We start from the raw sequence: 13,138 nt of genomic DNA on the forward strand, positions 1-13,138 counted from the left end.
CTCCATTCGGTGCTCCGCCAAGGCGAAACCAACGACCCCCACCGCCCGCAAACGAAGCTACTTGGTTTCCCATGCACGTCCGTCATTGCCGAGGCGAAGCCGATGACTCCCACCGCGCCTCAACGAAGCCCCGGGTTTCCCAGGCAGCCCCATCCGCGACGCACGCAGTGCGGAGTGGGAGCGGATGACGGCTTGGTCACTGACGCGGAGTGTGCGAGGGCACGGATTCCAGATGCACCACTACCGCAACTGTGCGAGGGACCCGCTTATAAGCTGGCGGGGTGAGCCGCTTTCTTTGCTTATCTTTCTTTGCGGCCCTCCATGTCAGGCTAGTTGTCGCCTCACCCGAACCGATTGGTGTAAAGATGGGGGGCGGACAGCGAATGGAAGATGAAACGCTATTCAGCGGAAACCCGGGAATGGGTAATCCAGCAGATGATGCCGCCGTTCAATCGTGCGGTCATCGAGCTGGCGGGGGCGACGGGCATCACCACGGTGACGCTGCGGACCTGGCGGCAGCATGCAAGAGATACAGGGAAATTCATGCCGGGCAATGGCAAAACGGGCGATCAGTGGTCAAGCGCCGGGAAGTTCAGGGCGGTGCTGGAGACGGCGTCGCTCAACGAGATCGAGACCTCACAATACTGCCGCAGTAAAGGCATTTATCCGGAGCAGATCCGGCAGTGGCGCGAGGCGTGCGAGCAGGCCAACGCGGTGCCTGAAACGAAGCCCACGGCGGCCCAGCGCAACGAGGCGAAGGCTGCGCAAAAGCGCATCCGTGAACTCGAGCGCCAGCTCAAACGCGCTGACGCGGCCCGCGCGGAGGCGGCGGCCTTGCTGAATCTGCGAAAAAAAGCCGAAGCGATCTGGGGCAAGGAAGAGGAAGACTGATCAGCCGCCCGGATCGCGATGAAGCCATGCAGTTGATCGATGAAGCTGTACAGCAGGGAGCGCGCCGCTCGCGTGCGTGCGAGCAGTTGGGGCTCAGCGTGCGCAGTGTCCAGCGCTGGCGCCTGTCGCCGCAGGACGGGCGCGCTCAGGTGAAGCGTGCAGCGCCGCCCAACAGGCTGAGTGAGGCAGAACGTCAGGCCGTGCTCGATGCGGCCAACCGTCCGGGCTACGCGAGCCTGACGCCGCACCAGATCGTGCCGAAGCTGGCGGATGAAGGGATTTATCTGGCTTGCGAATCGACGTTCTACCGGATACTGAAAGCAGCAGGACAGGGCCAGCGCCGGGGCCGCGCGCGAGCCCCGCAACGACGCACGCTCACGACGCACTGTGCCGATGGTCCGAACCAGGTGTGGTGCTGGGATATCACGTGGATGCCGGGCACGGTCAGGGGCCGGTACTTCTACTGGTACATGATGAAAGACATCTACAGCCGCAAACTGGTGATGAACGAGGTGTGGGAGCAGGAGTCGGCTGAGCACGCGAGCGAGTTGCTGAACAAGGGATGTTTGCGTGAAGGTATCGCCGGGCGTCCGCTGGTGCTGCACTCGGATAACGGCAGTGCAATGAAAGGCGCCACGATGCGCGCGGCCATGATCGATCTGGGTGTGCAGCCTTCGTTCAGCCGGCCGCGCGTGAGCAACGACAATGCCTTTGCCGAGTCGCTGTTCCGCACGGCGATACTGTCCGTTATGGCCCGAGCAGCCGTTCGACACGCTGGAGGCTGCCCGGGAATGGGTGCAGCGCTTCGTGCAGTGGTACAACGAAGAGCACTGTCACAGCGGCCTGAAGTATGTCAGTCCGGGGCAACGGCATCGCGGCGAAGCCAACGATCTGCTGGCCCGCCGGTGTGCGCTGTACGAAGACGCGCGCAGGCAGAACCCCGCACGCTGGTCAGGTGCCATCCGCAACTGGCACCTGGCAGACTCGGTCTATCTGAACCCGGAGCGAACTCACGCGTCGGCCAAAATGTATAAGCACGCAGCGTAACGGTTCATGCGACAACTACCTTGACACACACCGGCGGCGGCAAAGAAAGTAAGTGCCGCCCCGCACAGGAGCAAACGCTAATAGACCACTAAGTAATCAAGGAAAGGCCAACACCAAAAGCACACAGCAGCAGGCAAACAACCAAGCGCCGCGCAGGCAAAAAAACCATCACACTTCCAACACATCCCCAAACCCGCCCACCCGGGCACCCAACCCCCGAATCGCATCAGCGACCCTAGGCGACAAGAGCGCCTCCAGCTCCTCAGCATGCCGATAATCCCGCATCCCGTGACTCAAAACCCGATCCCCGGCAAAGGCAGGATGGCAATAAATCTCCCCCACCCCGCTGGGCAAATCGGCAAGCGCGGCAAGCCATGCCGCTTCGTCCATCCGTCCACTATTAGCAATCCCAACAACATAATCGTTGTGCACAATCCCAGCCCGATCCAGCCTCGCCCGCACCCGTGAAATCCACGGCCGCAACCACAGCGGCGCGCTAGCCTCGAACGGCAATCGCATCGCCCGCATCCCATACTCACGGCCGATCTCCAGAATCAAACCCAGCACCGTCGGATGCAAATGAAAATGCTTGTGGGTGTTGACGTGATCGAGCGTCAACCCCGTCCTCGCAAAAGCCTCGAATTGCGCGCGAATCTCTCGCGCAAGCTGTTTGCGAACATGCGGCAAAAAGAAAAACCGTACCCCGTCCCGCACCATGTTGTCGCCAAAGCGGCCGTGCTCGTCAAGCAATGCGGCAATCCCGGCTCGCGGCGTAACCGCGTCGCCGTCGGCCAGCACGAGATGCAGGCCGACCCGCAACGCCGGGAGTGCGCGAGCCCGCGCCACGGCATCATCCGCGGCAGGCGCACCGATCATCAGGCTCGCAGCCGTCAGCACGCCATGCCGGTGCGCCTGCTCGACCGCCAGATTCACCCGTGGATGCAGGCCAAAATCGTCGGCGGTGACGATCAGCCCGCGTGGCTTAGCCGCCATCCGAAGTCTCCATGACATCCATCACACCCAACGTCGCACCCTGCGTAGTCGACGCGGAGGCTTCGACCGGCACGCGTGCGCCACGCCACACCACATGCGAGCCGAACGCGCCCGCGAGCCATTGGAATGCCAGCAAGGTATCGCGCAACGGCACAAGCGGCAAGTCGCGCCAGAATGTGCGTTCGTGACGCGCGGCACGCAGATGCAACAGCATGCGCGCGGCAAAACCGGCCGCCGTGCTGACACCACTCGCCAGCACCGCCCACAGATGCACGCCGTCGAATGGACCGTGTGCGAGGCGGCCAGTGAGCCATGCGCCAATAAAGAACCACGGCATTGGGAACGTGATGAACAGAAATGCAAAGCCAAGCGGATTCACCGAGCGGATTGTGCGCAGCCAGCGCGTCTCGCGCTGCCACAGGGCGGAGAAAGTCGGCTCGATGACATCGGTGGCTACCATCACGCGCGAAAGTACCGTGCGAAGCCCGAGCGCGCGTACGTGTTCAGCGAGCCAGTAATCGTCCGCGAGACAGTTTTTCAGCGCGTCGAAACCGCCAATGCGCTCGAGCGTCGCGCGGCGCAAAGCGAGCGTCGCGCCGAAGCCGAAGCGGCGCGACCCCGCCGCATGCGCGACGCGTACCGACGGTGCAAACCACTCGTTGATGAATAGCGCACCGACCCGCGGCCAGAAGCCCCCAACGCCTTGCGCCACGTAGAGACAGGTCACCACTCCCACGCGCGGGTCGGCGAGCGGCGCCGCCACGGTGTCGAGATAATCGGCTTCGACTGCAATATCGCTATCCGCAATCACGATCACGTCATAACGCGCCCGCTCTGCCATGTTGATCAGATTGCTGACCTTGAGATTGCTGCCGTGCACGCGCGTATCGACCGCGAGCTCGATGTCGCGTGTCGGATAGGCGGCCTGCAAACGGCGCACTACGACAATGGCGGGATCGTCCGGTGACGATACGCCGAGCACGAGCTGGAAATGCCCGTGGCGCTGATCGCAGAAGGTTCTGAGATTCTCGTAGAGACGCGGCTCGGCGCCGCACAGCGGCTTCAGCACGCTGACGCCGACATTCGCAAAAGGAGCCAGAGGATTGGACGCCCGCACGGCACCACTCGTAGTCCGCCCGCGGCGCACCGCGAAGAACGGCATGGCCACCGCCGCCAGCATCGCATAGAGCGAAGCCGAGATGCAGCCGAACAACAAAACCAATTGGCATGCCGTCATTGCGTGCGCTGCCATCGCCTGAGTCCGTTAGTGCCCGGCCAGCACAAACGGTCTGCCCGTGCAGCGCAGATGAAGAATGACGAACCAGCGCCGTGGACAATCCGCTTCAATCAGGATTGGCCGTCCGGCAGGCATTGCGTGACGGCCCTCAATGGCGAGGTCAAACGCGGCGTGCGCGAATTGGCGCATCCCGATCACGCCACTCACGATCAGCGCGAGAGCAAGAAACCGGAACAATGTGGAGCTGAAAACCTGCTGGGAAACAGGCAAGACCAGCAGTGCCAGCAATGCGAGCACTTCGGTACCCATGGCCGTAATCGTAGCCGCCATTAAATGGGCTCGCAGCATGTCGACGGTGACTGGCTTCATGGCTTGGTCTCGTGACCTGAAGGAACGCACGGTGACGTGCAGCGGCGCGATTCGCCGGCAGAACGTGGCGACAAAAGCACTGGCCGTACATTCCATCGATGTGCTTACGATTAAGTTGCGATGATCTGACAACACGACGTCGTTTCGCGTGCTCATGTCGGCCACGCGACAGTGATCTGTTGACGGTCGATAGTAGCGATTCAAGCTGAAGGAAACCTTAAGGAAGAAAGAGGTATAAAGCGTGTCATGAACATGACCGTTACACTTCGGGCATACGGTCCGGTGTTTGCTTAAAATCTGTCACCGCCATGCAATAGACATCGAACGGAATTTCTCTCCCATGCGCGTACTCCTCGTAGAAGACGACGATCTGATCGGCTGCGGCATCGAAGCAGGACTGCATCAAGCCGGTTTCACAGTCGATTGGGCACGCGACGGCCACAAGGCCAGTCTCGCTCTCGACACCACTGCCTATGCGCTGGTGCTGCTCGATCTCGGCTTACCCAGGGTATCGGGTATGGAACTGCTGAAACGGCTGCGCGACGCCGGCAAGGACGTGCCGGTGCTGGTGCTGACCGCCAAGGGCACGGTGGTGGACCGCGTCGACGGCCTGGAAGCCGGCGCCGACGACTACCTCGGCAAGCCCTTCGACCTGACCGAACTGATTGCCCGCTGCCGGGCCTTGCTGCGTCGCGCGCAAGGGCGCAGCGTCGAAGTGATCCGCTACCTGGATCTGACGGTCAACCCCACCGCGCAAACCGTCGAGGTCGGCAATGCACGCGTGCCCCTCACTTCGCGTGAATGGGCGATCCTGATGCAACTGCTGACCAACCAGGGCATTCCCCAGTCACGTTCGCAGCTCGAAGAGAGTTTGTATGGATGGCAGGAAGAAATCGAAAGTAATGCGATCGAGGTGCACGTGTCCAATCTGCGCAAAAAACTCGGCGCCAAGCTGATCAGAACAGTGCGCAATATTGGCTACGTGATAGAGAAAACATAATGTCGGCATCAATACGCCGCCGCCTGATGCTGCTGGTCCTGACCAGCATCGTGCTGATCTGGGGTATCGCGCTGATATCGAGCTATCGTCAGGCCAAGCGCGAAGTCGGCGAATGGGAAGAGGCGCGCCTCGCAGAAATCGCGCAAATTCTCGCGCTGCTCGACGAACACAATCTGACCACACTGGCCAATGCGCGCATCGATTTGCGCGAAGAAGAAGAAGGCGGCGAAGCCGGCGCGAACGACAGCGACGACGACGATTCCTTGCCGCGCGACGCGCTATTCCAGGTGCGCAGCGCAAACGGCGACGTGCTGGCGGGCAGCCCGCAATTGCGCGCGCTAAAAGCGTGGGACCTACCAGTGCCATCCGCAAGCGGCGCGCAAAACATGACGCTGGGCGGTCAGGAATGGCACACATTCACTTTGCGCGGCACCGCGCCCGGCAACACGGTGCGCGTGTTCGAACCGGCCAATACGCGCAGCGACCTGGTGAGCGGCGTCGCGAGCCGGATCGCTCGCCCAACGCTCATTGCGCTGCCGGTGCTGGCGTTGCTGGTGTGGGTCAGCATCGGCTGGAGTCTGGCGCCGCTCAAAGTCCTCTCCGGCGCCATTCGCGCGCGGGACATCAACCGGCTGGAACCGGTCGACATCGGCCGGGCGCCGATCGAGGTGCGGCCGCTCGTCGACGCGATCAATCTGGTGCTGTCGCGCTTGCGACACTCCATCGAACGCGAACGTGCGTTTACCGCCGACGCCGCCCATGAACTGAAAACGCCGCTTGCCGCCATCAAGGTGCAGGCACAGGTTGCGCTGGCCGAACCGGATACGGCATTACAGCGGCTGGCGATGGAACGTGTGGTGCAAGGCGTCGATCGCAGCGCGCGGCTTGCGGAGCAGTTGCTGTTACTCGCGCGTCTGGACGTGCACGAAAAACTCTCCACCGCGCCACTCAGGCCCGCGGCGGTGGCAAAAGACGCGCTGCTTGCCAACGAACGCAATGCGCAACAGAAGAACATTAGCGTGACACTCACCGGCGACACGCGCGCCGAGATCAATGCGGAGCCCGTACTAGTTGGCATCCTGCTCGACAATCTGCTCGATAACGCAATCAAGTACGGCCGCGATGGCGGCAACGTCGAAGTGGCGGTGCAATCTGAAGTCGGCCGGGTGCGGCTCACCGTGCGCGACGACGGCCCCGGCGTCGCGCCCAGCGATCTCGCACGCCTCACGAACCGGTTTTTTCGGGCGACCGGCAATCACGCCACCGGTAGCGGACTGGGGCTCTCGATCGTCGCGCGGATCGCCGAACATTTCGGTGCCGAGCTGCATCTCGGAACGGGTATCGGCGAGCACGGCCTCGCGGTGGACGTGTCGTTTCCGGCTTATGCGGGAGAGGATTGAGGGTGTGTGCTGAACTGTCGACGAGGCCATCGCCAGATCTGTCGGACAAGCGAAGTATTTCACTCCTGCCGCACTAGCGCTGGCCTGCTTCACCCACGCCCGTCCGCCCTACCCGTTCCGACCGTTCCACACGTTTGGGCTCGCGATTCGAGGACTCGGCAAACTGCCATGCAATGAGTCCGGGAACGAAGATCAGTAGATCACGAATGCGCCGGGCACCGGCGAGCGCGAGGCAGATGGAAGGATCGAGACCAAACGCGCCGCCGATCAGAATGAAACCACCCTCCTGCACCCCCAGACCGCCCGGCACGAAAAAAGCCGCGCTGCTGATCGCCTGGATCAGTGATTCGATCACCACCGCTTCGACCAGCGTGACGTGAACGCCGAGAAAGTAGAGCGCGAGCCAGATCTCCAGCGATGTCAGGAAGCACTGGAGCGGTTGCCAGAAGAACAGATAGCGCAGCACCACACCGCGCCGGCGCCAGATCAGCTTGATGGCCTGATCGATCTGAGCCGATTGTCCGACGAGCGCGGCGAGCTTGCCGCTTGTCATACGATTCAGCGCGCGCGTGATGCGTTCAAACGGACTGGCATGCTGCACGAGCGCGAACAGCACCAGCAGCGGCGTCAGCACCACCACGCCCCACGCCAGTTGCCCGGCGAGCCGCAGCGTGTCGGAATGCGCATGTGCGAACAGAAAACCGATACCGACCATCGTGAACAGCAACTGGCTGATCACCGTGAGTTGCATATCGACGATGATGCTGCCGACCGCGGTAGACGGCCGCACGCCCCAGCGCTTGAGCATCCGGAACGACACCACCTCACCGCCAATACGCGCCACCGGCAACATGCTATTGACAGACTCGCGCACCCAGACCAGATGCAGCATATTGGCAATGCCCGGCCGGTTCGCGCCGCGAATCAGCGAGCGCCAGTCGCAGGCATTGGCGATCATCGGCAACACGTGCGCGATCGCCGCCAGCAAGAGGCCGGCACCCGCGGCGCGCAGTGCGTCGAGCACGGCGCCGGGATTGTCCTGCCAGACCAGCCACAATGACACCAGCAGGCCAGCAAGCGCCGCGACACGGCCGAGATGCTTCATCACGCGGCCACCCTTAGCCCGTGCTTCACATTCGCTGTATTGCCCTCGCTACGCTCCTGCAGATACCCACGCATCATTACTTACCCAGCTTGCTGTTCATCCGCCATTCCGTCCTGAGCTGCCGACAACAGGCCGTCGCCATCCACCTTGAAACTGAAACCGCGCCAGATCACGCGCGAGGACCAGAAGCTCGCCACGAAAATCGAAAACGATACGATATCCCATAACGGCAGCAGCCACAGGTCACGATGGGCCTGTTGCAACGCGCGATCGGACTGCAGTTTCAGCACGAGCCGGACGCATATCGCAACCAGCGCGAGCGGCCACGACCACAGTGCGCCGCCCGAAAAGGCGATGGCGAGCAGCGCAAAAGCGAGCGGATGAATCAACGCCGAGCCGAGATGGCCGAGCGGATCGATGCTGCGAATCGTCCGGCTCCAGCGCAGTTCGTGCGCGATCAGTTGCGTCGCGCTCGATTCCACGCAGGCATGCGAAATCGTGAACGGCGGAATCACCACCTTCTCGCCAATCATGCGCACAGCTTCGCCGATTGCATGATCCTCGGCCAGATGCTTCACGAACGGTGTGAACCCGCCAATTTTCTCGAGGGTATCGCGTCGCATCGCGATGGACTGTCCAAAGCAGGGACGCGCAAGACCGAGCGCGAGCCCCGTCACCACGCTGGGCAGGAATTGGTAGTTGGTGGCCTTGGCCGACATGCGCGGCCAGAAGCCGGGGTCGGGCGCACCGCGATACGCGCAGGTGACGAGACCGACGCCGGGCTTCTGCAATTCGCCAATCACATTGCGCAGATAATCCGGCCCAACGCTTACGTCGCTGTCGGCAAACACCAGTATGTCGTGCTGGGCCTGCGGCAGCATATTGAGGATGTTGCTGATCTTGCGGTTCGGACCATACAGCCGCGCATCGGCGACCACGGTGATGTCCGCTTCCGGATGCAGCCGCCGCAGATCGTCGACGGTTTGCAAGGCGGGGTCGGCCGAATCGTGCACGCCGAACAGGAATTGCACGGGGCCCGAATAGTCCTGCTGACAGAAGCTCGACAGATTGGCGAGCAGCGCCCACTCGTTGCCGTGTAACGGCTTGACGATCGTGACCGGTGGAAAACTGGTCGGTTGGGACACCGCTTTCGCGAAGAACCGGCCGATCAGCACACCCGCCAGCATCGTGTAGGCGATGCCGAAAACCGCACCCGCCGCACACGCATAGGCCAGCGTGACGGCGAGCAGATGCACGGCGCTCACGCTTCGTGAGCGCGCAGGAAACGGAAGAATTCGACGCCTTCGCGCAAGCGCCGTTTCATCATGTCCCAGCTCGTCAGCATCTCGCGCAAAATTTCCCAGATCTTCGACGGCCGGAAATAGAAGCGCTTATAGAAGTTTTCGAGCTGGTGGTAAATCTCGTCGCGCGACAGATGCGGATAGCCGATCGCCGCGAGCTGCACCCCTGACTTGCTGACGAGGTTGATGACCTTGTTCTCTTCCAGCCAACCGTTCTCCACCGCCTGGTTGTAGAGCGTCGTGCCGGGGTACGGCGCTGCGAGCGAAACCTGGATCGTATGCGGATTGATTTCCTTCGCATACTCGATGGTCTTCTGGATCGTGTCCTGCGTCTCGCCGGGCAAGCCGAGAATGAAGGTGCCGTGAATCTTGATGCCGAGCTTGCGGCAGTCTTCGCTGAAACGGCGCGCGATGTCGGTACGCAAACCCTTCTTGATGTTCAGCAGAATCTGGTCGTCGCCGGACTCGTAGCCGACCAGCAGCAGGCGCAGGCCGTTTTCCTTCATGATCTTCAGCGTCGCGTACGGCACGTTCGCCTTCGCGTTGCATGACCACGTCACGCCCAATTGCCCGAGACCGCGGGCGATTTCCTCGACGCGCGGCTTGAAGTCGGTGAAGGTGTCGTCGTCGAACATGATCTCCTTCACTTCAGGCATGTTGTCGCGAATCCACTTCACTTCTTCGAGCACGTTCTCGGTCGAACGCGTGCGGTAGCGATGCCCGCCCACCGTTTGCGGCCACAGGCAGAACGTGCATTTCGAGCGGCAGCCGCGGCCCGTGTAAATTGACACGTACGGGTGCTTCAGATAGCCGATGAAATAGTTGTCGATCTTCAGATCGCGCTTGTACACCGGTGCCACGAACGGCAGTTCGTCCATGTTCTCCAGGATCGGGCGCGCTTCGTTGTGCTCGATCGAGCCGTCGCTGGCGCGATAGCTGAGACCTGTGATCCCGGCGAATGGCTTGCCTTCGGCGACTTCCTGGCAGGTGAAGTCGAATTCTTCACGGCAGACGAAATCGATCGCCTCGCTCGCGGTCAGCGAATTGTGCGGATCGACTGCGACCTTGGCGCCGACCATGCCGATCAGCACCGAAGGCTTGCGCTTCTTCAGGTCTTCGGCAAACAGGGCGTCGGTGGGAAAGGACGGTGTACTGGTGTGGATAATCACCAGGTCATATTGCTGCGCTATATCGAGCGATGCTTCGACGGACAGGCCATCGGCGGGGGCGTCGAGTACACGGCTGTCGGGGACAAGTGCCGCGGGCTGCGCGAGCCACGTCGGATACCAGAATGAGCGCACTTCACGCTTGGCCTGATAGCGCGAACCCGCGCCACCATCGAAGCCGTCGTACGACGGCGCCTGTAAGAACAGGGTTTTCATGAATGCTCCAGCAAGCCTTTGATCTGCGCTTTCAGTTTTCTGTCGGAAAACTATCGGAACTATTGCCCGTGGGGATACGGGCGTTCGCGCAAATACTACGGAGCAAAGCTGAAGGAAACCTTAAGAAAAAATACGCCTGGCCGGGTTGTTCTATGTACTTAATGCCGGGCTCCGGTCCGCACACCTTGCATGTGCGGACCGGCTGCTACGCTCACACCGGCTTGATATCCGCCGCCTGCTTGCCCTTCGGTCCCTGCTTGATTTCGAAGCTGACCTTCTGGTTTTCCTGCAGCGATTTGAAACCCTCGCTGCGAATTTCCGAGAAATGGGCAAACAGATCCTCGCCACCGTCATCCGGTGTGATAAAGCCAAAACCCTTTGCGTCATTGAACCACTTCACTGTACCGGTTGGCATGTCGATTCCTCGCTTGCACCTTGGTTGATTGGGTTGCATTCGCCGTCTTTCGCCTGCTGCTTTCGACCATTACCGCGAGTGCTGTTTTTACCCACTCGCGACGCGATCCGTGGCTGCCTGCTCGTGACAGTTCCTGCTACTGCTGCTTGACTTTACGCCAGTTTGCGCGGCGGCGCTCAGGCAGGTGTTTCTCCGCCGCGGCAACCGGAGTAGCAAAACCCATGCCGCGCAGCCCCCACGGGCGCACCGGCCGATGCGATTGCGCGCAATCAGATAAGATAATCGTTATCGGCAGTCCATTCCTCTGGCCGCGTGGGTTCAGCCCAATGCATCACAACCGCGCGACCTATCGTTTTCCCCACTTACAGGAACCCAGCATGGCTACCTCGAGCTATACCGATACGCGACTTCTGATTAACGGCGAGTGGTGCGACGCCGCCAGCGGCAAAACCATCGACGTCATCAATCCCGCCACGGGCAAGGCCATCGGCAAAGTGGCCCATGCCGGCATTGCCGATCTGGACCGGGCGCTGGCCGCCGCGCAGCGCGGCTTCGAAGCCTGGCGCAAGATTCCGGCCAACGAACGCGCAACCACCATGCGCAAGGCCGCCGCGCTGTTGCGCGAGCGCGCGTCGGACATCGCCCGCCTGATGACACAGGAACAGGGCAAGCCGTTCGCCGAGGCTCGCGTCGAAATGCTGTCCGCGGCGGACATCATCGAATGGTTCGCTGATGAGGGTCGCCGCGTCTACGGCCGGATCGTCCCCCCGCGCAATCTGGCGGCACAGCAAACGGTGCTCAAGGAGCCGATCGGCCCGGTAGCGGCGTTCACACCGTGGAATTTTCCGGTCAATCAGGTGGTGCGCAAGCTGAGCGCGGCGCTTGCATGCGGCTGCTCGTTCCTCGTAAAGGCGCCGGAAGAAACCCCGGCATCGCCGGCGGCGCTGCTGCAGGCGTTCGTCGAGGCGGGCGTGCCGGCCGGTACGGTCGGCCTCGTGTTCGGCGATCCGGCGGAGATTTCGAGCTACCTGATTCCGCACCCGGTGATCCGCAAGGTGACGTTCACCGGTTCGACGCCGGTTGGCAAGCAGTTGGCCGCGCTGGCTGGCGCGCACATGAAGCGCGCAACGATGGAATTGGGCGGTCATGCGCCTGTCATCGTGGCCGAAGATGCCGACGTGGAGTTGGCCATCAAGGCCGCGGGTGCCGCGAAGTTCCGCAATGCGGGCCAGGTCTGCATCTCGCCGACGCGCTTTCTGGTGCACAACAGCATCCGCGAAGAATTTGCCGCGGCGCTCGTCAAGCATGCTGAAGGCCTCAAGCTTGGCGACGGTCTGGCGGAAGGCACAACCATCGGGCCGCTCGCCAATGCGCGCCGTCTCACTGCAATGAGCAAGGTGCTCGACGACGCGCGCAAGACCGGCGCGAAGGTCGAGACCGGTGGCGAACGCGTGGGCTCGGAGGGTAACTTCTTCGCACCGACCGTGCTGACCAACGTGTCGCTCGAATCGGACGTGTTCAACAACGAGCCGTTCGGCCCGATCGCCGCGATCCGCGGTTTCGACACGCTCGAAGAAGCGATCGCCGAGGCGAACCGTCTGCCGTTTGGTCTCGCCGGTTATGCGTTCACGAAGTCGTTCCGCAACGTGCATCTGCTGTCGCAACAGATGGAAGTCGGCATGTTGTGGATCAACCAGCCTGCAACGCCCTGGCCGGAAATGCCGTTTGGCGGCGTGAAGGATTCGGGCTACGGTTCGGAAGGCGGCCCGGAAGCCATGGAAGGCTATCTGGTCACCAAGGCTGTTTCGGTGATGGCGGTTTAAGACGCCGAAGGCTGTAAAGCTTTAAGGGCGAGGTTTCCGGCTTCGTCTGTCTGTTCGATTGCTGTGCCAGGTCCGCGAACGCTCGTTCGCGGACTTTTTTATTGGAATTCGCCTGTCAAGTCGCCCGTTGATTCACGGCTCATTCGCTTCGTTCGGATCTTTCTTCGTTTTATGA

General features: G+C 61.8%; 10 protein-coding genes and 1 pseudogene. 4 read left to right on the top strand and 7 right to left on the bottom strand.

Translation table 11 applies throughout. From position 1 onward, the window contains the following. Window positions 1-390: 390 nt before the first annotated feature. Window positions 391-1,938: pseudogene (locus ACUN0E_RS31385) on the top strand (IS3 family transposase). Between the two features lie 168 nt (window positions 1,939-2,106). On the opposite strand, the gene hpnK reads toward ACUN0E_RS31385, so the two are convergent. Genes hpnK through ACUN0E_RS31400 form a run of 3 tightly spaced genes read right to left on the bottom strand, consistent with a single transcriptional unit; the run spans window position 2,107 to window position 4,693 of the window. Then, window positions 2,107-2,931: a hopanoid biosynthesis-associated protein HpnK gene (hpnK, locus tag ACUN0E_RS31390; RefSeq protein ID WP_408241415.1), complete on the bottom strand. Its 825-nt coding sequence runs from the start codon at window positions 2,929-2,931 to the stop codon at window positions 2,107-2,109. Further along, on the bottom strand, window positions 2,921-4,183 hold the full coding sequence (hpnI, locus tag ACUN0E_RS31395) for a bacteriohopanetetrol glucosamine biosynthesis glycosyltransferase HpnI (RefSeq protein WP_445569027.1): 1,263 nt from the start codon (window positions 4,181-4,183) through the stop codon (window positions 2,921-2,923). Before hpnI (ACUN0E_RS31395) ends, hpnK begins: the two co-directional genes overlap by 11 nt. A 12-nt stretch (window positions 4,184-4,195) precedes the next feature. Continuing rightward, window positions 4,196-4,693: a hypothetical protein gene (locus tag ACUN0E_RS31400; RefSeq protein WP_445569028.1), complete on the bottom strand. Its 498-nt coding sequence runs from the start codon at window positions 4,691-4,693 to the stop codon at window positions 4,196-4,198. A gap of 184 nt (window positions 4,694-4,877) precedes the next feature. On the opposite strand from ACUN0E_RS31400, the gene ACUN0E_RS31405 reads away from it, so the two are divergent. Continuing rightward, window positions 4,878-5,537 carry a response regulator gene (locus tag ACUN0E_RS31405; RefSeq protein ID WP_445569029.1) on the top strand — a complete coding sequence of 220 codons (660 nt, stop codon included), beginning with the start codon at window positions 4,878-4,880 and terminating at the stop codon, window positions 5,535-5,537. Continuing rightward, on the top strand, window positions 5,534-6,937 hold the full coding sequence (locus ACUN0E_RS31410) for an ATP-binding protein (protein ID WP_445570556.1): 1,404 nt from the start codon (window positions 5,534-5,536) through the stop codon (window positions 6,935-6,937). Before ACUN0E_RS31405 ends, ACUN0E_RS31410 begins: the two co-directional genes overlap by 4 nt. A 73-nt stretch (window positions 6,938-7,010) precedes the next feature. On the opposite strand, the gene ACUN0E_RS31415 is transcribed toward ACUN0E_RS31410, so the two are convergent. From ACUN0E_RS31415 to ACUN0E_RS31430, 4 genes are all read right to left on the bottom strand, one after another. Next, window positions 7,011-8,042, bottom strand: a complete 1,032-nt coding sequence (locus tag ACUN0E_RS31415; protein ID WP_408241444.1) for a flippase-like domain-containing protein — start codon at window positions 8,040-8,042, stop codon at window positions 7,011-7,013. 80 nt (window positions 8,043-8,122) lie between these two features. Next, window positions 8,123-9,307 carry a bacteriohopanetetrol glucosamine biosynthesis glycosyltransferase HpnI gene (gene hpnI / locus ACUN0E_RS31420; protein WP_408340866.1) on the bottom strand — a complete coding sequence of 395 codons (1,185 nt, stop codon included), beginning with the start codon at window positions 9,305-9,307 and terminating at the stop codon, window positions 8,123-8,125. Then, window positions 9,304-10,725, bottom strand: a complete 1,422-nt coding sequence (gene hpnJ, locus ACUN0E_RS31425) for a hopanoid biosynthesis associated radical SAM protein HpnJ (RefSeq protein WP_408241399.1) — start codon at window positions 10,723-10,725, stop codon at window positions 9,304-9,306. Before hpnJ ends, hpnI (ACUN0E_RS31420) begins: the two co-directional genes overlap by 4 nt. Window positions 10,726-10,936: 211 nt before the next feature. After that, on the bottom strand, window positions 10,937-11,140 hold the full coding sequence (locus ACUN0E_RS31430) for a cold-shock protein (RefSeq protein ID WP_007181784.1): 204 nt from the start codon (window positions 11,138-11,140) through the stop codon (window positions 10,937-10,939). A gap of 377 nt (window positions 11,141-11,517) precedes the next feature. Between ACUN0E_RS31430 and ACUN0E_RS31435 the strand changes: the two genes are divergently transcribed. Beyond that, complete coding sequence (locus ACUN0E_RS31435) at window positions 11,518-12,963, top strand: NAD-dependent succinate-semialdehyde dehydrogenase (RefSeq protein WP_408241396.1); 1,446 nt, start codon at window positions 11,518-11,520, stop codon at window positions 12,961-12,963. Window positions 12,964-13,138 lie beyond the last annotated feature (175 nt).

The organism is Paraburkholderia sp. D1E, from assembly GCF_052682275.1.

What these genes read in the sequence shown, in the direction of transcription:
- hpnK (WP_408241415.1), bottom strand. Translation starts at nt 2,931, where the DNA reads ATGGCGGCTAAGCCACGCGGGCTGATCGTCACCGCCGACGATTTTGGC.
- hpnI (WP_445569027.1), bottom strand. Translation starts at nt 4,183, where the DNA reads ATGGCAGCGCACGCAATGACGGCATGCCAATTGGTTTTGTTGTTCGGC.
- ACUN0E_RS31400 (WP_445569028.1), bottom strand. Translation starts at nt 4,693, where the DNA reads ATGAGCACGCGAAACGACGTCGTGTTGTCAGATCATCGCAACTTAATC.
- ACUN0E_RS31405 (WP_445569029.1), top strand. Translation starts at nt 4,878, where the DNA reads ATGCGCGTACTCCTCGTAGAAGACGACGATCTGATCGGCTGCGGCATC.
- ACUN0E_RS31415 (WP_408241444.1), bottom strand. Translation starts at nt 8,042, where the DNA reads ATGAAGCATCTCGGCCGTGTCGCGGCGCTTGCTGGCCTGCTGGTGTCA.
- hpnJ (WP_408241399.1), bottom strand. Translation starts at nt 10,725, where the DNA reads ATGAAAACCCTGTTCTTACAGGCGCCGTCGTACGACGGCTTCGATGGT.
- ACUN0E_RS31430 (WP_007181784.1), bottom strand. Translation starts at nt 11,140, where the DNA reads ATGCCAACCGGTACAGTGAAGTGGTTCAATGACGCAAAGGGTTTTGGC.
- ACUN0E_RS31435 (WP_408241396.1), top strand. Translation starts at nt 11,518, where the DNA reads ATGGCTACCTCGAGCTATACCGATACGCGACTTCTGATTAACGGCGAG.